The following is a 21,945-nucleotide window of genomic DNA, read 5'->3' on the forward strand; positions in this document are numbered from 1 at the left end:
CTCCGCGGTGGACGGTGGGCCGGCCGGTGGCGCGGCCGAGGGTCAGGCCGCCGCCGGCGGATGCACCCGTCGCTTGGTCAGGGGGCGCGTCGGCGCGGGCGGCAGCGCCAGTTCGGCGGCGTAGTCGCGGACCAGCGCAGGCAGTGTGTAGTGACCAGCGGCGCGATGGACGAGGTACGCGTCGACCAGGCCCTCCAGGGCCCGGTGCAACCGCTGGATGGAGACCCCGAGGTGCGCCGCGGCCCAGTCCAGCAGGGCCGGGTGATCCGGCTGCGTGGCGAGCAGTTCGAGGAGTCGCCCCGCCACCTCGTCGTCGGACCGGACCGCCGCCACACCGGCGGCGAGGCTCGCCCGCACCGAAAGATCCTCGTAGGCCAGCAGGTCCAACCGGTCCGACCCGTCGCGCAACTGCGTGACCAGACCGGCCACCGGCATCGCTGGATAGCCGGCGAGACGACTGCCCGCGATCCGCAGCGCCAGGACCGACCCGGCACAGAGTCGCGCAAGCTCCACGGTGGCCGCCGGGTCGGCGACCAGCCGCTCCGGACCTGCGAACGCGGCCAGCAGGTCGCGCGCCGGCACCCCGTCGAGCGGGTGCAGCGTCACCCGGCGTACGCCGTCCAGACTGCTGAGGTGCCGTTGACCGACGACGATGAGGGCCGGCCCGGGGGCGGCGGGGAGCAACGGTCGTACCTGGGCCGCCCGGGTGACCCCGTCCACGACCAGCAGAAGTCGCCGCCTCGCCACGAGGGAACGGAACCAGCCGGCCCGCTCGTCGGTGTTGGCGGGGACGTCGGCCGGGGCGACGCCGAGCGCTCGCAACACTCGGGCGAGCACCTCGCCCGGGGTCATCGCGGTGTCGTAGCCGAGGTCGACGAAGACCTGCCCGTCCGGGAAGTCACCGGCCACGGTGTGCGCGGCCCGCACCGCCAGCGCGGTCTTGCCGCTGCCCGCCGCGCCGCCGACGACCACGGCGGCCGGCGTCGCGGCGTTGAGCGCGGCCACGACGTCGGCCGTCTCCCGGGTACGGCCCACGAACGTCGCCGGAGTGGCGGGAAGTTCGCGGGGCACCGCCCACCCGAGGGCGGGTCGTGCCGGCGCGGGTGACGCCATGGCGGCTGGGGCGGCCAGCGGTACGTGCGCCAACTCCGGCGCCCGGTCGAGCATCGCGCGGTGCAGGCCGACCAGTTCATCGCCGGGTTCGATACCGAGTTGCTCGTGCAGGGTCGCGCGGGCGTGTCGGAAGACGGTCAGTGCGGCCGGCACGTCCCCGCAGCGGTAGAGCGACAACATCAACTGCCCCCAGCCACGCTCGCGCAAAGGGTGAGCGGCGAGGTGTTCCCGCAGTTCGGGCAGCAGATGACCGTGCTGCCCGGCGGCCAGCCGCGCCTCGGCCAACTCCTCGAACACCTGGAGCCGCTGTTCGTCCAGGGTGGTCCACCTGTTGTCCAACGCGGTGCCCCGGGGCAGGCCGTCACCGGCCGGACCGCGCCAGCAGGCCAGGGCGGCACTGAACGTGGCGATGGCGTCGGCGGGCTCGACGGCGGCGAGGGCACGCCCCTCGCCGGCCAGTCGCTGGAACTCGGCGACGTCCAGCTCGCCCGGCGCCAGCCGCAGCTCGTACGCGTTGGGCCGCGCGACCAGCCGGTCGCCAAGCGTGCGGCGCAGTACCGCCGCGTGGGTGCGCAGATTCGCCACGGCGGAGGCCGGCGGGGCCTCCGGCCAGACCATCTCCGCCAGTCGGTGCAGCGAGACGACGTGGTTCGCCTCCACAGCGAGGCCGGCGAGAACCGCTCGCCGCTTCGCCGCGCCGGGTGTGACGCTCTTTCCGTCGACGCACAGCTCCACAGTGCCCAGAAGCCTGATCTGGAGTTCCATCTTGCCGCTCCCCCGTTGAACATGAGCGGGCTCTCAGGCTAGGTGGGCGGTACGCGGGCAACAACCCGTAAAGACGAGGCGAGAGCGTGACGAATATCAATGCCCTCGCACGGAGTGTTCATGTAACGAATGCCCCCTCGTGGGCGCTTTCAGCGGCGCAGGGTGAGGATCAGGTCGGCGACCAGGGCTGTCCAGCCGGTCTGGTGCCAGGCGCCCAGACCGGCCCCGTTGTCGCCGTGGAAATACTCGGGGAACGCCACCAGGTCCCGCCAGTCGGGGTGGGTCTGAAAGAGCTGGCACGCGCCGTAGATGGGCCGCCGCCCCCAGTCGTCCTGGGTGAAGAGCGAGATCAGCCGGGCGGAGAGGTCGTCGGCGATCTCGTCCAGCGTCCGCTTCACCCCGGAGCGGGTCGGGTACTCCACCTGGAGATCGTCGCCGAAGAACGCGGCGTAGTCGCGCAACGCGCTGATCAGCAGGAAGTTCGTGGGCATCCAGATCGGCCCACGCCAGTTCGAGTTGCCGCCGAACAGGCCGCTGGTCGACTCGGCCGGTTCGTAGCCGACGGAGAACTCCTGCCCACCGAGGCTGACCGAGAACGGCTTGTCCAGGTGCGCGCGGGACAGCGTACGCAGGCCGAAGTCGGAGAGAAACTCGTCGGGGTCCAGCATCCGGGCGAGCAGCCGGACCACCTGCTCCGGGCCCACCATGGACAGCAGCCGCTGCTGCCGGCCGTCGGGGCCGAGCCTGCGGGTGCCGATCACCTGGGCGTACTCCGGGCGGTTGGTGAGAAACCAGCGCAACCGCGCGCCCAGCTCCGGCAGGCGGTGCAGGGTCTTCGCGGTGAGCCGGGTGGTGGCGGCCAACGGCAGCAGCCCGACCACCGAACGGACCTTCAGCGGCACCTTCGTGCCGTCGGCGAGGCGCAGCACGTCGTAGAAGAAGGCGTCCTCGTCGTCCCACAGCCCCTGCTCGTACGCGGCTGCGGCGATGTACGCGAAGTGCTCGAAGAACTTGGTGGCGGTGTCCACCCAGGTCCGGTCGTGCTCGGCGAGGACGATGGCCATGTCCAGCAGGTTGAGCGCGTACATGCCCATCCAACCGGTGCCGTCGGACTGCTCCAGCACACCGGCCACCGGCAGCGCCGCCGAGCGGTCGAACGGGCCGACGTTGTCCAGCCCGAGGAAGCCGCCCTCGAAGACGTTGTTGCCGCCGGTGTCCTTGCGGTTGACCCACCAGGTGAAGTTGAGCAGCAGCTTGTGCATCACCCGGGCCAGGAAGTCGTAGTCCCGGCCGCCGTCGATCTCGAACACCTTCAACGCCGCCCACGCGTGCACCGGCGGGTTCACGTCGCCGAACGCCCACTCGTACGCCGGGATCTGCCCGTTTGGGTGCAGGTACCACTCGCGAAGCAGGAGCAGCAGTTGTTCCTTGGCGAAGCCCGGGTCGACCCGGGCGATGCTCACGCAGTGGAAGGCCAGGTCCCAGGCCGCGTACCACGGGTATTCCCAGGGGTCGGGCATGGAGATGACGTCGAAGCTGGTCATGTGCCACCAGGCGCTGTTACGCCCGTGTCGGCGACCGGCCGGCGGCGGTGTCGAGCCCGGGTCGCCTTCGAGCCAGCGTTTGACGTCGAAGTGGTAGAACTGCTTGCCCCACATCAGCCCGGCGATGGCCTGCCGTGCCACCAGCGCCTCGTCGGCGGTGGCAGCCGGCGGGATCACCCCGGCGAAGAACCGGTTCGCCTCGGCCCGCCGCGCCCAGACCACGGCCTCGAAGCCGTCACTGAGGTCGGCCGGGGGCGGCGGCGCGGCGGCCGGTGGTGACGCGGTGCTGGTCAGCCGCAGCCGGATCTGGCGCTGCCCGCCGGCCGGCACGTCGAGCACATAGTGCAGCGCGCCCTTGGTGCCCTCCCGCGCGGGGTTGACAGTGGCCGCGCCGTTGACGACGTGGTCGTTGATGCCGTCCTTCGGGTACGGCGAGCGGCCGGGCAGGCCCCAGAGTCGTTCGGCGTTGGTGTCGTTGTCACAGAGCAGTGGCACCGGCCCGCCGTCGCCCTCCAGCAGCAGTTGGCCGAGCACCCGGTGCTCGCCGACGAGCCGGGTGCCCTGGCCGGTCAGTCGCGGGATCCGGTCGCCGCCGGGCAGGCCCCAGGCCCAGGTGTTGCGGAACCACAGGGTGGGCAGCACGTGCAGGGTCGCCGCCCGGTCGCCCCGGTTGGCGACGGTCACCACCATGCAGAGGTCGGTCGGGGACGCCTTGGCGTAGTCGACTGTCACCGCCCAGTACCGGTCGTCGTCGAAGATCCCGGTGTCCACCAGCTCGTACTCGGTGTCGTCGCGGCCGCGCAACGCGTTCACCGCGACGAGTTCGTCGTACGGGAAGGCTGCCTGGGGGTAGTGGTAGCGCCAGCGCATCCAGGAGTGGGTGGGCGTGGAGTCCTCGTACCACCAGTACTCCTTGACGTCCTCGCCGTGGTTGCCGCCGTCGCCGCCGAGGCCGAACATCCGCTCCTTGAGGATCGGGTCCTTGCCGTTCCAGAGCGCGAGGGCGAAGGCGAAGGTCTGTCGGTCGTCGCAGACGCCGGCCATCCCGTCTTCATTCCACCGGTAAGCTCTGGACCGCGCGTGGTCATGCGGGAAGTAGTCCCAGGCCGTACCGTGCTCGCTGTAGTCCTCCCGTACCGTCCCCCACGCCCGTTCGGACAGATAGGGACCCCATGCGCGCCAGTCCTGCTCCCCCGAGTCGGCCTGGGCGAGCCGGAGCCGCTCAGCGTCGGGTGGCGAGGCGTCGGAGGACGATCGGTCAGTGATCACGTGCACATCTTTGACGTCGCCGCGGTACTTGACCACAGCGGCCATTCTCGTCGTGGCGTGTTACACCCCGCCGCCGATGGAGGAAAGTTGATCGACATGCACTTCGGCCCACAGGTCTGCGGCGATCTGACCAGCGCCGCGAGCCGGGAGTGGCTGGTTCCCGACGGCCTCGGCGGATATGCGATGGGCACCGTCGGCGGGCTCCGGACGCGCCGCTACCACGGTCTGCTGGTGGTTCCCGGCGAAACTCCGGCCTCCCGCCAGGTGGGACTGGTCAGTCTCGACCCGGCGGTCACGCTGCCGTCCGGCGCGCGGGTACGGCTCGGCGCGCACGAGTGGTCCTCCGGCGTCGTGGACCCGCGCGGTTTCGAGTTGCTGGAGCGCTTCGACCTGGTCGACGGGCTGCCCCGGTGGCGGTGGCGGATCGGCGCGGTGGTGATCGAACGGGAGCTGGCCATGCTGCCCGGCCGCTCCTGCGTGGCGGTGGTGCACCGGCTGGTCGCCGGCGGGCCAGTCCGGCTGGAGCTGTCGGCCGCCTGCACCTGGCGGGACGCGCACGGCGAACGACGGGCCGACGGCCCGACCCCGCAGGTCGAGGCGGTGGCCGACGGCGCGGTGGTCGAGGGCGCGTACCGGCTGGCCGGCCCGGGCTGGGCGCCCGAGGGGCAGTGGTGGTTGGGCGTGCACCACCGCGAGGAGGCCAACCGGGGTCTGAACGCGGACGAGGACCTCTGGTACGCGGGACGCTTCGTCGGCGAGCTGGAACGTCCCGGTGACACGGTGTCGGTGCGGGCCTGGGCCGGTCGACTCGACGAGGAGCCGCCGCCAGCCGCCGAGATCGTGGAGACGGCCCGACGGCGCAACCGGCAGGTGGTGGCGGCGGCGAAGCCGGCAGACCCGGTCGACGCGACGCTCACGCTGGCCGCGGACGCGTTCGTGGTGCGGCCCGGGGGCAGGGCCGTCGACGTGGTGGCCGGCTACCCGTGGTTCGGGGCGTGGTCGCGGGACACGATGATCTCGTACGAGGGGTTGTTCCTCTGCACGGCTCGCGCCGACGAGGGCCGGGAGCTGCTGCGGTCGTACGCGGCGACGCTGTCCGAGGGGATGCTGGCCAACACGGCCGACACCGGTCGGGTGGAGTACAACACCGTCGACGGCACGCTGTGGTTCCTGCACGCGGTGAGCCGGCACGTCACCGTCACCGGTGACACCGACCTCGGTGACGAGTTGCTGCCCGCGCTGCGTGCCGTGATCGACGCCCACGTGGCGGGCACCCGGTACGGGATCTCCGTCGACCAGGCCGACGGGCTGCTCGCCCAGGGCGCCCCCGGCACCGCGCTCACCTGGATGGACGCCCGGGTGTACGGGGTGCCGGTCACCCCGCGTACCGGCAAGCCGGTCGAGGTCAACGCGTTGTGGATCAACGGGTTGGCCGGGCTCGCGGAGCTGAGCGAGTTGGCCGGGCAGGACGCGGACGAGCTGTGGCGACGGCACGGGCAGGCGACCGCCTCGTTCCGGGAGCGTTTCCCGTCGCCGACCGGCTGGCTGCACGACGTGCTGGACGCGCCCGCGCCGGCGTACCCGCTCGGTGGAGCCGCCCTGCACGACGACGACGCGTTGCGACCCAACCAACTGCTGGCCTGGTCGCTGCCGTACGCGCCGATGGAGCCGGACGAGGCGACTCTCCGCCGCGTCGGAAACGGTCTGCTCACCCCGCTCGGGCCGCGCAGCCTGGCCCCGGATTCGGCGGAGTTCGTGGGCCGGCACCGGGGTGGTCCTGCCGAGCGCGACGGTGGCTACCACCAGGGCACGGTCTGGCCCTGGTTGCTCGGGCCGTACGTGGACGCGTGCCGCCGGAGCAAGATGTCGGTCGATGACGTATTCATCGGCATTGAGGCCCATCTGACCGAATATGGGCTAGGCTCGGTAAGCGAGACGGCCGACGGCCTCGCGCCGCACGCCGCGACCGGCTGCCCATTCCAGGCGTGGTCGGTGGCCGAGCTGCTGCGGGTGCGCCGAAAGGGCCAGTAGCGCTTTACACGACCGCAACGGTGGTGTCTCCGCTGGTTATCTCGATCCCGGCAGGATTGGCCCCGATCCAGACGCGACGGCGACATCGACTCCGGTGTCGGTCGGCGCGCGCCCGGGGACAACTCAAAGGGGGCCGCATGTCACCCGACGCCCACGTGATCGACATCCACGCCGCTCGGCAACTGCGGGTGCTGATGCTCTCCTGGGAGTATCCGCCAGTGCTCGTCGGCGGCCTGGGCCGACACGTGCACGCGTTGTCGGTGGCGTTGGCCGCCGCCGGCCACGAGGTCACCGTCGTCACCCGTCATGCCGACGGCGCGCCCCTGGAGGAGTACGCCGACGGCGTGCGCATCCTGCGCGCCCCCGAGGACCCGGTCGCCTTCCCCCTCGCCACCGGCTCACTGCTGGCCTGGACCATGGCCTTCAACCACACCCTCACCCGCACCGCCCTGCGCGCCACCGAAGCCGGCGCCTACGACGTCATCCACGCCCACGACTGGCTCGTCGCCCACACCGCCATCACACTGGCCGATCACCTGGACCTGCCGCTGGTCAGCACCATCCACGCCACCGAGGCCGGCCGTCACCAGGGCTGGCTCCCGGAGGAGATGAACCGCACCATCCACGGCGTCGAGCACTGGCTCAGCGGCTCCTCCATCCGGGTGATTACCTGCTCGGGGTACATGCGCGACCAGGTCACCGCACTGTTCGACGTACCGACCGCGCAGGTCGACGTGGTGCCCAACGGGGTCGACAACAGGGCCTGGCGGGCCCGGCCGAGGGCGGTCGCGTCGGCCCGCGCACGGTTCGCCGGGGACGGCCCGTTGGTCGGGTACGCCGGGCGGCTGGTCTACGAGAAGGGCGTCCAGCACCTGGTGCACGCGGTGCCCCGGCTCCGCGAGCGGCACCCGGGGCTGCGGGTGGTGATCGCCGGCGACGGGCCGTACCGCGCCGAGTTGGAGGCGGAGGCCCGACGGCTGGCGCTCAGCTCGACCGTACGCTTCACCGGTTTCCTCGACTCCACCCAGTTGCCGGCCATGCTCGGTGCCACCGACGCGACAGTGGTGCCCAGCCTCTACGAGCCGTTCGGCATGGTGGCGCTGGAGGCGGCGGCCGCCGGGGCGCCCCTCGCCGTGGCCCGCACCGGCGGTCTCGCTGAGATCGTCGAGCCCGGTGTCACCGGGGTGACGTTCCCGCACAGCGACCCGGACGCGCTCGCCGGAGCGGTCGGTCAACTGCTCGGCGACGAGGTCTTCGCCCGACGGGTGGCCCGCCGGGCCCGCACCATGGTCGGCGAGCGTTACGGGTGGGCCACCATCGCGGCCCGTACGGCCGCCAGCTACGCCGCCGCACGCAGGGAACACGGCCCGTTGCAGGCCCGTCGGGCGGCAGCCCAACTGGCCGGTGGACGCACCCGGATCGCCATCCCCGAGGGCAACCTTCTGGCGCGCGACGGCCACGCCGCCTGCTGAGCCGAGGCGGACGACCGATTGGTGACTTCCGATCCGCTGGTTAGGGTGTAGCCCGGACAGCGGCTGAGGAGGTGCGTGCGCAGGTGCTGATCGCGGATCGGTACCGGCTGCTCGACCTGGTGGGTCGCGGGGGCATGGGCCGGGTGTGGCGTGCCCGCGACGAGATGCTGCATCGCGAGGTCGCGGTCAAGGAGATCGTGCCGCCCAGTTGGTTGGCCGATCGCGAACGGGACGAGTTGCGCTCGCGCACCCTGCGGGAGGCGCGCGCCGCAGCTCGACTCAACCACCCCGCCGTGGTCCGGCTCTACGACGTCGTCGCGGTCGACGGCAGCCCATGGATCGTGATGGAGTACGTCCCGTCCCGCACCCTTCAGGACGTGGTGGACGCCGAGGGGCCGCTGGAGCCGGCCCGCGCGGCCCGGATCGGCCTGGCCGTGCTCGACGCGCTGCACGCCGCGCACACCGCCGGGGTGCTGCACCGCGACATCAAACCGCAGAACGTGCTCGTGGCGCACGACGGGCGGGTGATGCTCACCGACTTCGGGCTGGCCACCTTCGACGGCGGCGACGGTGCGATGACCCGCCCCGGCGTGGTCCTCGGCTCCCCGCAGTACGTTGCCCCGGAGCGAGCCGCCGAGGGAGTGTCCACGATGGCTGCGGACCTGTGGTCGCTCGGCGCGACCCTGCACGCCGCGGTGGAGGGTCGCTCCCCGTACGCCCGCAGCACCGCCATGGCCACCCTGAGCGCACTGGCCGCCGGACCGCCGGATCCGGCTCCGCACGCCGGGCAGCTCGCGCCGGTGCTCGCCGGATTGCTGCGCCGCGACCCGCGCGACCGCCTCGACCACGACACGGCCCATCGGCTGCTCACCGCCGCGGCGACCGGGCGCACCGAACCGACCGCCGAAGGGCCGACAGGTTCGGGCGACCGGCCCGAGACGCACGACCCGGACGACCAGGACCTCACGATCCCGTTGCCCGAGCCCGACCCGCCGGCGAACCCGGGCGACCGGGCCCTGAACGCGCCGGCTGACACACCACCAGCTTCCCGCCCGCCAGCCCGGCAGCGCACCATCCGCCGGGCGGCGTTGATCGCCGTGGCTCTGGTGGTGGCCGCCGCCGCCGGCGTGGGCACCGCGATGGCCGTCACCGGTGACGAGCCCAGGGACACCGCCGGCCGGCCCACCGCACGGCCGCCGGACGGTGGTGGCGGCCCGGGCGGGCAGGGCCCCGGTTACGACCCCGACCGCCCCGGCCCACCGCCGGGAGGGCCGGGCATTCCTCCGCCACCCTTCCCGTGTGTCCGTCCGAAGGCGGCCGGTGCGCCCGTGCTGGCCGGCGCCCCCGCGGCGGGCGAACGGTTCCGCCCGCCACCCGGCTGGGTCTGGCACGCCGACACCATCGGGTTCCGGGTTGCGGTGCCGGCTACCTGGTACTACTCCCGCGACGGCGCGGTGGCCTGCTTCCAGGACCCGACCACCGGCCGGGCCTTCAGCGTCGCCAGCGGCGACGACACCGACCCGCTGGTCCGACTCCGCACGGTCCGCGACGTGGCTGCCCAGGCCGGTGCCCTGCCGGGGTACGACGAGATCCGGCTCGCCGCTGCCGACGGAGGGGCGGAGTGGGAGTGCCGCTGGCAGGCCCCGTACGGCGCATGGCTGCACGCCCGGCAACAGGTCGTCGGCGCAGGCCGGTGGACGCTGGCCTGGATCACCGACGACAGGGACTGGACCAGGGCCGGCGCGGACTGGACGGCAGTGCGAAACAGTTTCCGACCACCCCCCTGACCTGCACCGTACAGTCATGATCCGGACTACCGTCCGGCGTGGATCGAGGCCGCTCAGCGGATGAAAAGAGCGGGCGCGGTAGCTATCGTGTAACCCGGGGTGACCAAGGGGGAGCGACCGTGCAGCAGTTGCTGATCGCGGGTCGGTACCGGCTGCTCGACCTGGTCGGCACCGGCGGGATGGGCCGGGTGTGGCTTGCTCGCGATGAGATGCTGCATCGCGACGTGGCGGTGAAGGAGGTCGTGCCGCCGTCCTGGCTGGCCGAGGCCGAGCGCGAGGAGCTGCGACTGCGGACACTGCGCGAGGCTCGCACCGCCGCGAGGCTCAACCACCCCAACGTGGTCCGCATCTACGACGTGGTGCACGACCGGGAGAGCCCCTGGATCGTGATGGAGTACGTGCAGTCCCGGTCGGTGCAGCAGATCATCAGCGCCGAGGGGCCGCTGAGCCCGCAGCGCACCGCTCTTGTCGGGTTGGCGGTGCTGGCCGCGTTGCGGGCCGCGCACACCGCCGGGGTGCTGCACCGCGACGTGAAGCCGCACAACGTGCTGGTGGCCGACGACGGCCGAGTGGTCCTCACCGACTTCGGGCTGGCCACCTTCGACGGTGGTGAGGGTGCGATGACCGGGCCGGGCACCGTGCTCGGCTCACCGCAGTTCGTCGCCCCCGAGCGGGCCCGCGAAGGGGTGTCGGATCCACGCACCGACCTGTGGTCGTTGGGCGCGACGCTCTACGCGACGGTTGAGGGCCAGTCCCCGTACGCCCGGTCGAGCGCGATGGCGACGCTCAGCGCGCTGGCCACCGAGCCGCCGGACCCGATGCGGCGGGCCGGGCCGTTGCGCCCCGTGCTCCTCGGCCTGCTGCAACGCGACCCCTGGCGACGGTTGACCGCCGCGGAGGCGGAGCCGCTGCTGCGGCAGGCGGCCGCGGAGCCCGACCAGCCGGCCGCGCCGCCGATGTCCTCGGCGGTGGCGGCGTTGCGGAGCGCGGGCCGTACCAGATCGCCCGCCCCGGTGGACACGGCCGGTGCGCCCGACCACCCGCCGACGTCGGCCGGTCGGCCGGCGAGCCGCCCCCGCAGACGCCGACGACGCCTGATCGCTCTCGGCGGCGCGGCCACCGCTCTCCTCGTCGCCGGCGGCGTCATCGTGGGTCTGGTCTACCGCAACGACGAGCGGACGCCGCCGTCCGGTGCCGGTGGGGGCGCGTCGAGCGCCCGGCCGGCCGCGTTCGCCTGCGCGACGCCACCGCCACCGCCGCCGACGTCCACTCCGGTGGCGTCGGTCGCGCCGCCGACCGAGGCACGGTACCGGCTACGCGACGGCTGGACCTGGCACGACGACCCGACCGGCTTCCGGATCGCCGCGCCGGTGGGCTGGGCGCGCTGGACGGAGGGGTCGGTGACCTGCTTCCGGGAGACGGGCGGGGCCCGGGTGCTCAGCGTCGAGTCCGGGCCGGTGCGGGCCGACCCGGTGGCGTACTGGAAGGCCGAGGAGGCGCGACTCACCACCGGTGACGGGCTGCTCCCCGGCTATCGCAAGGTGGACATCTCCGCGATGGACATCTTCGAGGGTGGCGCTGTCTGGGAGTGCGGCTGGGAGAACGCGGCAGGCGAGCAGGTGCACAGTTTCCGGTTGCTGGCCAACACCTCGGCCGAGCGTTCCTACACCGTCTCGTGGTTGACAAAAGAGTTCGACTGGCAGGTCAACGCGGCATACTTGCCGATGATCCGGCAGAGCTTCACCCCCGCTCTCTGACAGCGTCCGATGTGGACCTTCCGGGTGATGCCCCTGCGACGCCGAGGCTGACTACAGTGGCGTAGTTTTGGGCGCTCAAGATCCCTGGGGAGGGTGAGCCGAAATGATGGGACCACAGCACGCGCTGTCCGGCGCGGCGGTGTGGTTGGCGGGGTCCTGGGCACTGGACCAGTTCGCCGACTACCACCAGTCGCCGCTCGCGTTGGCGGTGGGCACCGCTGTGTGTGCCGGCGGCGCGCTCTTTCCCGACCTCGACATGTCGGGCAAGGTGACCAGGAACCAGGGTGGTGCCACCGTGGCCCGCACCTTCGGGGTCTTCTCGCTCTTCGCCGCCGAGGTGATGGAGAAGATCTCGCTCGGGGTCTACTACGCCACGAAGCTCAGCAGGGACCCGCGTCGCAACAACGGGCACCGGACGCTGACCCACACCCTGCCGTTCACAGTGCTGGTCGGCTGGGGCACCACAGCGCTCTGCGCCGCGTACGGCAAGTGGGCGGTCATCACCATCCTGTTCTTCATGTTCGGCCTGGCGCTGCGCGGGCTGTTCGACGAGTGGGCGGAACGCGCCGGCTGGGTGATCATCACCCTCGCGTCGGCCGGGGCGGCCTGGTTCACCTTCGCCAACCTGCCGGGCGGTCGCGGCTATCCGCTGATCGGCACGGCCCTGGGGGTGGGCTGCTTCGTGCACATCCTCGGCGACATGATCACCCGAGCCGGCGTGCCGATCCTCTGGCCGATCCCGATCAAACGCCGGATGTGGATGATGATCGGCCTGCCGAACAGCATCGCCCTGCGGGTCGGCAGCAAGGCCGAGGTGGTCGGGATGCGCATCGCCCTGACCGTCATCTCGGCGCTCGCGACCGTCGGTCTGATCGCACCCTCGGTGCTGAGCCGGTTCGACATCGAGATATGACCGATCCGGCGCCGGAGCCGCCGCCAGCCGCCGACGCGCGGGTGCCGGCATTCTGGCGCGGACTGGGGCTGCCCGGCCTGGCCGACGTGCACGTGCACTTCCTACCGCCGCGCCTGCTGCGCAGGATCTGGGCGTACTTCGACGCGGCCGGCCCACTGGTCGGCACCGAGTGGCCGATCCGGTACCGGTGGAGCGACGCCGAGCGGGTCGCGTACCTGCAGCGTCTGGGCGTGCGGGCGTTCAGCGCCCTGGCGTACGCCCACCGGCCGGGCATGGCCGCGGACCTCAACCGGTGGTCGCTGGACTTCGCCCGGGTCACCCCGGGCTGCCTGCCCTCGGCCACCTTCTTCCCCGAACCGGGCGCGCCCGGTTACGTCGAGGCGGCGCTGGCCGACGGGGCCCGCGTGTTCAAGGTGCACGTCCAGGTCGGTGGCTTCTCACCGACGGATCCGGCGCTGGACCAGGTGTGGGGGATGCTGTCCGACGCGGGTGTGCCGGTGGTCGTGCACGCCGGGCACGCACCCGTGGGCACCGCGCACACCGGCCCGGAGCAGTTCGGCGAGTTGCTGGCCCGCCATCCTCGGCTGACCGCCGTGGTGGCACACCTCGGCGCCCCGGACTATCGGGCGTTCCTTGATCTCGCGGAGGCGTACGAGCGGGTCCGGCTGGACACCACGATGGCCTTCACGCCCTTCTTCGACCAGTTCGTCCCCTTCCCGGACGACGAGCTGCCCCGGCTGCGCGAGTTGGGACTGTCCGGCAAGGTGCTGCTGGGCAGCGACTTCCCCAACATCCCCTACCCGTACGCCGACCAGCTCACCGGGTTGGCCCGGCTCGACCTGGGCGACGACTGGTTGCGCGCGGTCTGCTGGAACAACGCGGCCGCGATGTTCGACCTGACCTGACGACCTGACCTGACCCGCCGCGCCGTCCCCGCCGCCGCACCGCAACCCCGCACCCCGCACCCCGCACCCCGCACCAAGATCCGAGCAACTTCCCGGATGTTGCTGCCTCCGGCTCGCGCGAGGCAGCAACATCCCTGTTGTTGCTCGGATCTTGCGCACCGGATCACGCGACGCGAGAGCGCGCGGGGCACCCCAGGCGGCACCGGGATCGTTTTCGACATCGGCTATTGACGTCGCCGTAACAGGTGGCCTAGCGTCCTGTCGAACCGCTTAGTCGAAGCGTTTCGACGGTGAATTGGGAGCGATCCCAACCCCCGGCCGGAGGAGGTAACGCGATGGCCACCATGCACGACGTCGCCCGCCTCGCGCAGGTCTCGGTCAGCACCGTCTCGTACGTGCTCACCGGCACCCGGCCGATCTCGCAGGCCACCCGCAACAAGGTGCTCGCGGCGATGGCCGAGCTCGACTACCAGCCCAACGCGATGGCCCGCGGTCTGGCCAGCCGGCGCAGCCGGATCCTCGGCCTGCTGATGCCGATGGACGAACGCGGGCTCGGCGCCACCGAAACGGCCTTCGTCACCGGTGCCGCCGCGGCGGCCAGCGCCGCCGGCTATCACCTGGTCCTCTCGCCGGTCGGCGGGGGTGACCCCGGCGAGCTGCGGCGACTGGCCAGCCAGCGGATGCTCGACGGCGTCGTGCTGATGGAGGTCCAGCTGGCCGACGAGCGGGTCACAGTGCTCCAGGAGGCCGGCGTGCCACTGGTGTTGATCGGCCGCACCGGTGACACCAGCACGCTCTCGTACGTCGACATCGACTTCGACCAGACCGTCCGGGATGCCGTCGCGCACCTGGTCGGCCTCGGGCACCGGCAGATCGTCTACGTCAACCACTCGGCCGCGACGCTGGCCAGCGGCTACGGGCCCGCGCTGCGTACCCGTGACGCCTTTGCCGCGGCCATGACCGGGCACGGCCTGGAGCCGGTCATGATCGCGGCCGAGGACAGCGCTGCCGGCGGGCGCGCGGCCCTGGCCGCCGCGTTCGCGCGGGCCCCGGAGCTGACCGCCGTGCTGGCCATGAACGAGACCGCGATCTTCGGCATCCTCGGTGAGCTGAGCGGCCGCGGGCTGTCGGTGCCCGACGACGTCTCCGTCGTCTCGATGGTCACCTCGCCGCAGGTCGCCGAGTTGGCCACCCCGGCGCTGACGGCGATGACCTCACCTGGTTCGGCGATCGGTCGGATCGCGATCGAGGCGCTGACGCGCCACCTGGATGACCCCGGCGACCACCGTCACCAGCAACTGCTGCCGTGCGCGTTGGAGATCCGGGGCTCGACCGCCGCACCACGAAGCCGCCAACCCATGGGGGCTGACCAGTAGGAACAGCCCGCCGCCGCGCTGCAACGCGACGACGGGCCCAGTGAAGTACCGGCTAGATACTCGACGAGGAGGATCGTAATGCAGCGATTCCGCCGGCTCGTCGCCGCGATCGCCATAGCGGCGACCGCGACGACCGCCATGGCCGCCTGCGGCGGTGACGACAACGGGGACGACAGCGACGCCAAGACCCTCAAGCTCTGGCACTACGAGAGCGAGAACAGCGCCATGGGGGTCGGCTGGAACCGGGCCATCGAGCTGTTCAAGGCCGAGCACCCGGGCGTCGAGGTGCGCTTCGAGCGCAAGGCGTTCGAGCAGATCCAGCAGAACGCGGGCATGATCATCAACTCGTCCGAAGGCCCGGACATCATGGAGTACAACAAGGGCAACGCGACCGCCGGCCTGCTCTCCTCGCAGGGCCTGCTCACCGATCTGAGCACCGAGGCCGACAAGCGCGGCTGGGCCGGCAAGCTCAGCCCCAGCCTGCAGACCACCGCCCGCTACAGCGACAAGGGCGTGATGGGGTCGGGCAAGTGGTTCGGCGTGCCGAACTACGGCGAGTACGTCACGGTCTACTACAACAAGGACCTGTTCCAGCAAAACGGCGTCAAGGTGCCGACCAGCATGGCCGAGATGACCGCCGCGATGGACACCTTCGTCGGCAAGGGCGTCACCCCGCTGGGCATGGCCGGCGCCGAATACCCGGCCGGGCAGCTCTTCTACCAGCTCGCCCTGTCCAAGGGCGACCGGCAGTTCGTCGACAACTACCAGCTCTACAAGAACCCGGTCGACTTCAAGGCCGACCCGCTCAAGTACGGCGCGGACACCTTCGCCGACTGGGTGCGCAAGGGCTACGTCGCGAAGAACTCGGCCAGCCTCAAGGCCGAGGACATGGGCACCGCCTTCATCGGCGGCAAGGTTCCGATGATCGTGTCGGGTAGCTGGTGGTACGGCCGGTTCAAGGCCGAGATGAAGGCCGACTGGGACACCTTCCTCTTCCCCGGCAACACCCTTCAGGCCGGCTCCTCCGGCAACCTCTGGGTGGTCCCGGAGAACAGCAAGGCCAAGAGCCTGGCGTACGACTTCATCGACATCACCCTGCGTCCGGAGATCCAGGACCTGATCGGCAACAACGGTGGTGTTCCGGTCGCCGCCGACGCCTCGAAGATCACCGATCCGAAGGACCGCAAGCTGATCGAGGACTTCAACACGGTCAGCAAGTCCGACGGGCTCGCGTTCTACCCGGACTGGCCGGTCCCCGGCTACTACGACGTGCTGGTCTCCGGCTTCCAGGGCCTGATCAACGGCTCGAAGTCGCCCGACCAGGTCCTCGACACGATCGCCAAGCCGTACGCCGATGGCGTCAAGGAGATCACCGGCAAGTGACACGGCGAGCGGCGGGCGCGACCGGCACAACCGACGCGCCCGCCCGCCCCGCCGGGAAGGATCTTCCATGGCAGTCTCCGAGACCCTCGCCACCACCCAACCGGCGGCCCCGACCCCACCGCCACCCGGCCGCAGACGCCGCGGCCGCAACGCGGCGTACTGGCTCTACCTGCTACCCGGAGCGGTGCTCTTCCTCCTGGTCATCGGTGCACCGCTGGTCGGCACGCTCTACCTGTCGCTGACCAAGTGGTCCGGCATCGGCGACCCCCGCTGGGTCGGCCTGGACAACTACCAGCAACTGCTGCACGACGACGTGTTCTGGGCGTCGTTCCGCAACACCGTCTGGATGATCGTCGCGATGGTGGTGGTGCCCACAGTGCTCGGGCTGCTGCTCGCCGCGGTGCTCTTCGACGTCATCGGCCGCCGGTTCAAGCCCCGCACCGCCGCCGCGCTGCGGGCCGCCTTCTACCTTCCGCAGGTGCTGCCCGTCGTGGTGGCCGGCATCGTCTGGGGCTGGATCCTCCGCCCCGACGGCGCGTTCAACAGCCTGCTCGACGCGGTGGGTCTCGGCGCGCTCCGCCACGACTGGCTCGGCGACCCGGGCACGGCCCTGCCGGCCGTGATGGCGGTGATGATCTGGGTGCAGATCGGCTACCCGGTGGTCGTCTTCATGGCGGCGCTTCAACGGGTCGACCCCGAGTTGTACGAGGCGGCCGAGGTCGACGGCGCGAACTGGCTGCACCGGTTCCGGGCGATCACCCTCCCGCAGATCCGGCCGGAAACCTTCGTGGTGGCCCTGACCTGCACCATCGCCGCGCTGAAGGTGTTCGGGCCGATCTTCGCCCTGACCCGGGGTGGTCCGGACAACGCGACCAACGTCCCGTCGTACTTCGCCTACTACACGTTCTTCAAGAAACTGCAGGTCGGCTACGGCTCCGCGATCTCGACGGTGCTGACGCTGATCATCGTTGTGGTGGCCGTGGTCTTCATCTGGATGCAGGCCCGCAGCGAGCGCCGGGACCGGGGGTTCTGAGATGGCCGTGACGATCACTGGAGCCCCCGCGCCGGTCCGCCGGCCCGTACCCGACCGCCACCACCGGGGCGTCAGCCGCTGGGTGGTGCTCGCCCTGGTCATCCTCGGCGCGCTGGTCATGCTGGTGCCGTTCGCGTTCATGCTGCTCAACGCGTTCAAGTCGCCCGGTGACTACTCGTCGGGCGGGCCGCTGAGCTGGCCGAGCGAGTTCTACACCAAGGGTCTGCGCACGTACTGGACCGAGGTGAACTTCCCGCTCAAGCTCTGGAACTCGGCGCTCATCGCCGGTTCGGTGGCGGTGCTCGGCGTCGCCGTGTCACTGCTCAACGCGTACGCCCTGGGCATCGGTCGGGTCCGCGGTCGGCTCTGGATCGTCGGGTTGTTCCTGCTGGCCAACATGCTGCCGCAGGAGGCCCTGATCTACCCGCTGTACTACGTGGCCAAGGAGGTCGGGCTCTACAACACCCGACTCGCGGTGATCATCATCTTCACCGTCATCCAGAGCGCGTTCGGCACCTACCTGCTCGCCTCGGTGATGGGCACGTTCCCGCGCTCACTGCTGGAGGCCGCCGCGCTGGACGGCGCCGGCAAGTGGACGGTGCTGTGGCGGGTGGTCTTCCCCAACCTGCGGCCCACCCTCGCGGTGCTGCTCATCTTCTTCTTCATCTGGACCTGGAACGAGTTCCTCATCCCGCTGGTCATGCTGATCGACAACCAGACGCAGACCATCCCGGTCGCGCTCGCGTCGTTGCAGGGCGACCGGCTGATGGACGCTCCGACCACCAACGCCGGCGCGCTGATCAGCCTCGTGCCGGCCATCCTCTTCTTCCTCATCTTCCAGCGCACCCTGGCGCGCGGCATCACGGCAGGAGCCGAGAAGTGAAGTTCACCGACGGGTACTGGCAGCTGCGCCCCGGTGTCAGCGTCCTGCGTCCCGGCGTCGTGGAGTCGGTCGAGCCGGACGAGCGTGGCTTCACCGTCTTCGCACCGACCGGCCAGATCAACGGACGCGGCGACACCCTCAACCGGCCCCTGGTCACCGTCCGGTTCTTCTCCCCCGCCCCCGGCGTCATCGGGGTGACCATCGCCCACCACACCGGCGGGCTGCCCCGAGAACCCCATTTCGGGCTGAGCACCGGCGACACGCACCCGGTCACCGTCGACGTCACCGGGATCAGCGCCACGCTGACCACCGGTGAGCTGACCGCGCGGGTCGCGCTCGTCGACGGGTGGCGGGTCGACTTCCTGCACGGCGACCGGCTGGTCACCGCGTCCACCGGGCGCAGCATCGGCGTCGTCACCGACGCCGAGGGCCGCCGGCACGTGCACGAACGGCTCGCGCTGGGGGTCGGCGAGACGGTGTACGGGTTGGGCGAGCGCTTCGGCCCGTTCGTGAAGAACGGCCAGACCGTCGACATCTGGAACGCCGACGGTGGCACCGCCAGTGAGCAGGCGTACAAGAACGTGCCGTTCTATCTCAGCAGCGCCGGTTACGGCGTTTTCGTGGACCACCCGGAGCACGTGTCGTTCGAGGTCGGCTCCGAGGTCGTCACGCAGACCCAGTTCAGCGTCGAGGGGCAGTCGCTCACCTACTACGTCATCGACGGGCCCACCCCGAAGGACGTGCTGCGCCGCTACACCGCGCTCACCGGCCGGCCGGCCCGGATCCCCGCCTGGTCGTACGGGTTGTGGCTGTCCACGTCGTTCACCACGGCGTACGACGAGAAGACCGTCACCGAGTTCGTCGACGGGATGGCCGAGCGCGGGCTGCCGCTGTCGGTGTTCCACTTCGACTGCTTCTGGATGCGCCAGTTCCACTGGGTCGACTTCGTGTGGGACCCGGAGACCTTCCCCGACCCGGAGGGGATGCTGCGTCGGCTGCACGAGCGTGACCTGAAGGTGTGCGTCTGGATCAACCCGTACATCGCGCAGCGTTCGTACCTCTTCGAGGAGGGCCGCGAGGCCGGTTACCTGGTGCGCAACCCCGACGGTTCGGTCTGGCAGTGGGACAGGTGGCAGGCTGGCATGGCGCTTGTCGACTTCACCAACCCGGACGCGGTCCGCTGGTTCACCGGCAAGCTCAAGGCGCTGCTCGACATGGGCGTCGACTGTTTCAAGACCGACTTCGGTGAGCGCATCCCGACCGACGTGGTGTGGCACGACGGTTCGGATCCGCAGCGGATGCACAACTACTACTCGTACCTCTACAACAAGGCGGTCTTCGAGCTGCTGGAGGCCGAGCGGGGCAAGGGCGACGCGGTCCTGTTCGCCCGCTCGGCCACCACCGGCGGGCAGCAGTTCCCGGTGCACTGGGGCGGTGACTGCGAGTCGACGTTCGCCGCGATGGCCGAGTCGCTGCGCGGAGGGCTGTCCCTGGCCGCTTCCGGCTTCGGCTACTGGAGCCACGACATCGGCGGCTTCGAGGGCACTCCCGACCCCGTGGTGTTCAAGCGGTGGGTCGCTTTCGGTCTGCTCTCCTCGCACTCCCGGTTGCACGGCTCAGGGTCGTACCGGGTGCCGTGGGCGTTCGACGACGAGGCCGTCGACGTGCTGCGGCACTTCACCCAGCTCAAGCTCCGCCTGATGCCATACCTGGCGGCCGCCGCCCAGGAGGCGCACCGCGACGGGACGCCGATGATGCGACCGATGGTCGTGGAGTTCCCGGACGACCCCGCCACGACGCACCTGGACCGGCAGTACATGCTCGGCCCGGACGTGCTGGTCGCCCCGGTGTTCAGCGCCGACGGTGACGTCACCTACTACGTACCCGCCGGCACCTGGACACACCTGGTCAGCGGCGCGCAGGTAACCGGTCCGGCGTGGGTCACCGAGAAGCACGGGTTCGACAGCCTGCCGGTGCTGGCCCGGCCCGGCGCGGTCATCCCGTTCGGGTCCCGTGACGACCGACCGGACTACGAGTGGGCCGACGATGTGCGCCTGCGGATGTACGCACCGGCCGAGGGGCAGCGGACCCGCGTACGGGTACCGTCACCCGGGGACGGGCCGGGCGCCGAGTTCGACGTGCGCTACGAGGACGGAACGGCCAGTGCCGCACTGGTCGCCGGCACCTCGACGGGCTACATCTGCGAGATCCAGGGGACTGAACGATGACGCGACACCACTTCCCGGAGAGCTTCGTCTGGGGTTCGGCGACGGCCGCGTACCAGATCGAGGGCGCGGCCACCGAGGACGGGCGAGGGCCGTCAATCTGGGACACCTACAGCCACACACCCGGTCGTACGCTCAACGGCGACACCGGCGACGTGGCCGCCGACCACTACCACCGGTGGGCCGACGACCTCGGGCACATCGCCGAGCTGGGCCTCAGCGCGTACCGGTTCTCCATCTCCTGGCCACGGGTGCAGCCCGGTGGCTCGGGCCGGTTCAACCAGGCGGGCATCGACTTCTACTCGCGGCTGGTCGACGGGCTGCTGGAGCGGGGCGTCCGCCCGGTGGCGACGATGTACCACTGGGACCTGCCGCAGGAGCTGGAGGACGCCGGCGGCTGGGCGACGCGGGAGACCGCGCTGCGCTTCCAGGAGTACGCGGCGGGCATCGTCGGTGCGCTGGGCGACCGGGTGCACACCTGGACGACGCTCAACGAGCCCTGGTGCTCGGCCTACCTGGGCTACGCCTCCGGTGTGCACGCGCCGGGTCGGACCGAGCCGGCGGCGGCGCTGGCCGCGGTGCACCACCTCAACCTCGCGCACGGTCTGGCCGGTCGGGTGGTCCGGGAGCTGGCCCCGGCCGCCGAGCTGTCGGTGACGCTCAACCTGCACGTCATCCGGGGGGCGTCCGACTCCGACGCGGACTCCGACGCGGTACGGCGGATCGACGCGTTGGCCAACCGGGCGTTCCTCGGCCCGATGCTCGACGGCGCGTACCCGGCCGACCTGCTGGCCGACACCGCGTCGGTCACCGACTGGTCGTTCGTCCGCGAAGGCGACGAGAAGCTGATCGCGGTGCCGCTGGACGTGCTCGGGGTCAACTACTACTCCAGCACCCTGGTCCGGGCCTGGGACGGGGTGTCGCCCCGCTCCGACGCCGACGGGCACGGTGCGTCGACGTCGACGCCGTGGGTCGCCGCGGACAACGTCGACTTCCTGCCGCAGCCCGGCCCGTACACGGCGATGGGGTGGAACATCGACCCGCCGGCCCTGACCGAGCTGCTGCTGCGCCTGCACCAGGCGTACCCCAGCCAGCCCATGATGATCACCGAGAACGGCGCGGCGTTCGACGACGTGGTGGAGGCCGACGGGCGGATCCACGACGACCGGCGGATCGACTACCTGCGTCGGCACATCGGCGCGATGGCCGACGCCCGCGAACAGGGCGCCGACGTGCGCGGTTACTTCGTCTGGTCGCTGCTGGACAACTTCGAGTGGGGCTACGGCTACGACCGCCGCTTCGGCATCATCCGGGTCGACTACGACACCCAGGTCCGCACCTGGAAGGACAGCGCCCACTGGTACCAGCGCCTGGCCGCCACCGGAAAGCTGGACTCGGCGCAGGACTGAAGTACCCCGCCACGCCCGCACCGAGCTTGCGGCCATGTCCTGACGAGCGTGATGCCTGTGAGTCATCCTGATGACTCACA

General features: G+C 71.1%; 14 protein-coding genes. 12 read left to right on the forward strand and 2 right to left on the reverse strand.

The window, feature by feature from the left end:
- Positions 1-42: 42 nt before the first annotated feature.
- Together AC3CF1_RS09090 and AC3CF1_RS09095 are read right to left on the reverse strand one after the other, a co-directional pair.
- Entirely contained in the window at positions 43-1,878 is a 1,836-nt protein-coding gene (locus AC3CF1_RS09090) for an AfsR/SARP family transcriptional regulator (protein WP_488450096.1), read from the reverse strand.
- Positions 1,879-2,027: 149 nt separating this feature from the next.
- The gene (locus tag AC3CF1_RS09095; RefSeq protein WP_488450097.1) at positions 2,028-4,736 is read right to left on the reverse strand and encodes an MGH1-like glycoside hydrolase domain-containing protein; all 2,709 of its coding nucleotides are present in this window, start codon (positions 4,734-4,736) and stop codon (positions 2,028-2,030) included.
- 42 nt (positions 4,737-4,778) lie between these two features.
- On the opposite strand from AC3CF1_RS09095, the gene AC3CF1_RS09100 reads away from it, so the two are divergent.
- From AC3CF1_RS09100 to AC3CF1_RS09155, 12 genes are all read left to right on the forward strand, one after another.
- The gene (locus tag AC3CF1_RS09100) at positions 4,779-6,722 is read left to right on the forward strand and encodes an amylo-alpha-1,6-glucosidase (RefSeq protein ID WP_488450098.1); all 1,944 of its coding nucleotides are present in this window, start codon (positions 4,779-4,781) and stop codon (positions 6,720-6,722) included.
- 137 nt (positions 6,723-6,859) lie between these two features.
- Positions 6,860-8,194 (forward strand): glycosyltransferase family 4 protein, encoded by a 1,335-nt coding sequence (locus AC3CF1_RS09105; protein WP_488450099.1) that lies wholly within the window; start codon positions 6,860-6,862, stop codon positions 8,192-8,194.
- A gap of 83 nt (positions 8,195-8,277) precedes the next feature.
- Positions 8,278-9,981, forward strand: a complete 1,704-nt coding sequence (locus AC3CF1_RS09110; RefSeq protein WP_488450100.1) for a serine/threonine-protein kinase — start codon at positions 8,278-8,280, stop codon at positions 9,979-9,981.
- Positions 9,982-10,100: 119 nt separating this feature from the next.
- On the forward strand, positions 10,101-11,738 hold the full coding sequence (locus AC3CF1_RS09115; RefSeq protein ID WP_354981054.1) for a serine/threonine-protein kinase: 1,638 nt from the start codon (positions 10,101-10,103) through the stop codon (positions 11,736-11,738).
- A gap of 103 nt (positions 11,739-11,841) precedes the next feature.
- The gene (locus tag AC3CF1_RS09120; protein ID WP_354981055.1) at positions 11,842-12,651 is read left to right on the forward strand and encodes a metal-dependent hydrolase; all 810 of its coding nucleotides are present in this window, start codon (positions 11,842-11,844) and stop codon (positions 12,649-12,651) included.
- Positions 12,648-13,556 carry an amidohydrolase family protein gene (locus tag AC3CF1_RS09125; protein ID WP_354981056.1) on the forward strand — a complete coding sequence of 303 codons (909 nt, stop codon included), beginning with the start codon at positions 12,648-12,650 and terminating at the stop codon, positions 13,554-13,556. The genes AC3CF1_RS09120 and AC3CF1_RS09125 overlap by 4 nt, the downstream gene beginning before the upstream one ends.
- Positions 13,557-13,891: 335 nt before the next feature.
- On the forward strand, positions 13,892-14,932 hold the full coding sequence (locus tag AC3CF1_RS09130) for a LacI family DNA-binding transcriptional regulator (RefSeq protein ID WP_210795792.1): 1,041 nt from the start codon (positions 13,892-13,894) through the stop codon (positions 14,930-14,932).
- Positions 14,933-15,010: 78 nt separating this feature from the next.
- On the forward strand, positions 15,011-16,315 hold the full coding sequence (locus tag AC3CF1_RS09135) for an ABC transporter substrate-binding protein (protein WP_354981860.1): 1,305 nt from the start codon (positions 15,011-15,013) through the stop codon (positions 16,313-16,315).
- Positions 16,316-16,382: 67 nt separating this feature from the next.
- Positions 16,383-17,348, forward strand: coding sequence for a carbohydrate ABC transporter permease (locus AC3CF1_RS09140; RefSeq protein ID WP_354981861.1), 966 nt, complete (start codon positions 16,383-16,385; stop codon positions 17,346-17,348).
- Position 17,349: 1 nt separating this feature from the next.
- The gene (locus AC3CF1_RS09145) at positions 17,350-18,231 is read left to right on the forward strand and encodes a carbohydrate ABC transporter permease (RefSeq protein ID WP_088949141.1); all 882 of its coding nucleotides are present in this window, start codon (positions 17,350-17,352) and stop codon (positions 18,229-18,231) included.
- The gene (gene yicI / locus AC3CF1_RS09150; RefSeq protein WP_355161538.1) at positions 18,228-20,459 is read left to right on the forward strand and encodes an alpha-xylosidase; all 2,232 of its coding nucleotides are present in this window, start codon (positions 18,228-18,230) and stop codon (positions 20,457-20,459) included. The genes AC3CF1_RS09145 and yicI overlap by 4 nt, the downstream gene beginning before the upstream one ends.
- Positions 20,456-21,865: a GH1 family beta-glucosidase gene (locus AC3CF1_RS09155; protein WP_354981863.1), complete on the forward strand. Its 1,410-nt coding sequence runs from the start codon at positions 20,456-20,458 to the stop codon at positions 21,863-21,865. Before yicI ends, AC3CF1_RS09155 begins: the two co-directional genes overlap by 4 nt.
- Positions 21,866-21,945: the final 80 nt, after the last annotated feature.

The organism is Micromonospora sp. MGP-C2 (assembly GCF_057766525.1).

Coding starts and splice junctions, on each gene's coding strand:
- AC3CF1_RS09090 (WP_488450096.1), bottom strand. CDS start 1,878: ATGGAACTCCAGATCAGGCTTCTGGGCACTGTGGAGCTGTGCGTCGAC.
- AC3CF1_RS09095 (WP_488450097.1), bottom strand. CDS start 4,736: ATGGCCGCTGTGGTCAAGTACCGCGGCGACGTCAAAGATGTGCACGTG.
- AC3CF1_RS09105 (WP_488450099.1), top strand. CDS start 6,860: ATGTCACCCGACGCCCACGTGATCGACATCCACGCCGCTCGGCAACTG.
- AC3CF1_RS09120 (WP_354981055.1), top strand. CDS start 11,842: ATGATGGGACCACAGCACGCGCTGTCCGGCGCGGCGGTGTGGTTGGCG.
- AC3CF1_RS09125 (WP_354981056.1), top strand. CDS start 12,648: ATGACCGATCCGGCGCCGGAGCCGCCGCCAGCCGCCGACGCGCGGGTG.
- AC3CF1_RS09130 (WP_210795792.1), top strand. CDS start 13,892: ATGGCCACCATGCACGACGTCGCCCGCCTCGCGCAGGTCTCGGTCAGC.
- AC3CF1_RS09135 (WP_354981860.1), top strand. CDS start 15,011: ATGCAGCGATTCCGCCGGCTCGTCGCCGCGATCGCCATAGCGGCGACC.
- AC3CF1_RS09140 (WP_354981861.1), top strand. CDS start 16,383: ATGGCAGTCTCCGAGACCCTCGCCACCACCCAACCGGCGGCCCCGACC.
- AC3CF1_RS09145 (WP_088949141.1), top strand. CDS start 17,350: ATGGCCGTGACGATCACTGGAGCCCCCGCGCCGGTCCGCCGGCCCGTA.
- AC3CF1_RS09155 (WP_354981863.1), top strand. CDS start 20,456: ATGACGCGACACCACTTCCCGGAGAGCTTCGTCTGGGGTTCGGCGACG.